The sequence below is a fragment of the Streptomyces sp. NPDC000410 genome, assembly GCF_040300305.1.
Taxonomy (GTDB): Bacteria; Actinomycetota; Actinomycetes; order Streptomycetales; family Streptomycetaceae; genus Streptomyces.
The window spans coordinates 1-1902 of record NZ_JBEPDM010000125.1; the positions used below are offsets into that span (position 1 = coordinate 1).

The 1902-nt window shown below is 70.2% G+C and carries 1 protein-coding gene; it reads right to left on the reverse strand.

The window, feature by feature from the left end:
• On the reverse strand, window positions 1–1877 hold a 1877-nt coding region (locus ABT342_RS38020), incomplete at its 3' end, for a condensation domain-containing protein (protein ID WP_351584171.1).
• Window positions 1878–1902 lie beyond the last annotated feature (25 nt).

Consider the following 1902-nt stretch of genomic DNA (forward strand, 5'->3'; position numbering starts at 1 on the left):
GTCCGCGCCACCCACCCCTCGAACAACTCCACCACCGACACCGCCGACACCTCAGCCACCGTGTCATTCCACTCCACCAACACCCGACGCCGCTCATCCACATCAAGCACCTGGACGTCGCTCAGCGGCACATCGCGCTCACCGGTCAGCGCCTCCTCCAGCGCTGCCAGCAGGTTCTCCAGGGTGGTGTGCAGCAGTGCGCACACCCTCTCCGGGTCCACGGGAGTCACCGCGTCCACGCTCAGCGCGAACCGGTCTCCGTCGTCGTCGACCGCGACGGCGAGGGGGTAGTTGGTGCGCGAGCGTGTGAAGACCGTCCTGATTCCCTCGGTCCCGGTGTCCGGCCCAGTGCCCTCTTCGGCAGACCGGCCGTCGGTGTGTCCGGCGGTGTTGTGCCGGTAGTTGAAGATCGAGGTGAACAGCGGTACGTCACCCGGCACCGCGCTGGCCTGCTGTGCCAGCGCCAGCGGCGCGTGCTCGTGTTCAAGGAGCCCCGCCAGCTGCGAGCGCATCTCGGCCACCGCCGCCAGCACCCCGGTCCCGTTCATGCGTACCCGAGCCGGCAGGGTGTTGATGAAGGGGCCCACCCGGTCCGCACCGGCGCCCGCGCTCATCCGGCCGAAGAGGACCGTCCCGAACACCACGTCGTCACGCTCGCTGACCGCCGCCAGCACCCGCGCCCACGCCACGTGCAGCACGGTGGCCGGGCTGGCCCCCAGCCGCCGCGACACCTCGCGCAGCCGCCCGGCCACCTCCTCCGAGACCTGCGCGTCCGCGCGGGCCGCGTCCGTACCGTCCCGGCCGGCGTCGACCAGTCCGAACGGTGTGGTCGGCTCGGTGACATCGCCCAGTAGGTCGGCGAAATGGCGCTCGTGCGCCGACCGTTCCATCCCGCCGCGCGCCTGCGCGACGAAGTCGCGGAACGGCAGGGGCTCGGCCAGGCCGTCACCCCGGCCTTCGAGGAATGCCTCCACCTCCTCGAGTACCACTTCCATGCCCATGTGGTCCTGCACCATGTGGTGCGCCCGTACCAGTGCGAGCCACCGCCCGCCCTCCGGTGTCTCCGCCACTCGGACGTCCAACAGCGGTGCGCGGCCGATGTTCATCGAGGTACCGCCCAACGCCACCAACTCGTCCACGGGGTCGGTCCCGTGCGCGTCCAGTACCACTTCCTCGACCGGCAGTACGGCGTGCCGCCACACCACCTGCACCGGCTCCCGCAGTCCTTCCCACACCACACCCGTGCGGTAGATGTCGTGCCGCTCCACGACTTGCTGCAGCGCGCCCAAGAAGGTGTCCAGCCGGGCCCGGGTATCGAACTCCACCACGGTCGGCGTCACATAGGCGTCCTCGCCGTCCCTCTCTCCCGCCATCAGGTGGTGGAAGAGCATGCCCTCCTGGAGCGGGGCGAGGGGGTACACGTCGGCGATATTGGCCGCGCCGCCCTCCACGCTCTCGGTGATGCGCTCGATCTCCGCGACGGAGAGCTCGACCAGCGGCAGCATCTCCGGCGTGATCTCCCGTGCGTCCGCGGGGATCGCGTTCGCCGGCACCACCACCTCTTCCGGCGCCGCGACTACGGCAAGACCGGCCGGTGTGGGCGTCTCGAACAAGGCTCGCACCGACATCGCGATGCCGTAGGCCCGCAGTCGCTCCACCAGCGACACCGCGAGCAGGGAGTGGCCACCGAGCGCGAAGAAGTCGTCGTCGACACCGACGCTCTCCAGCCCCAGCACTTCCGCGAAGGCGGCGCACAGAATCTCCTCCCGGGCATTGGCCGGTCCGCGCCCCGCACCCGATGTGAACTCCGGTGTGGGCAGGGCCTTGCGGTCCAGCTTCCCGTTGACCGTCAACGGCAGCACGTCGAGTACAACCACCGCAGAGGGCACCATGTGCCCCGGC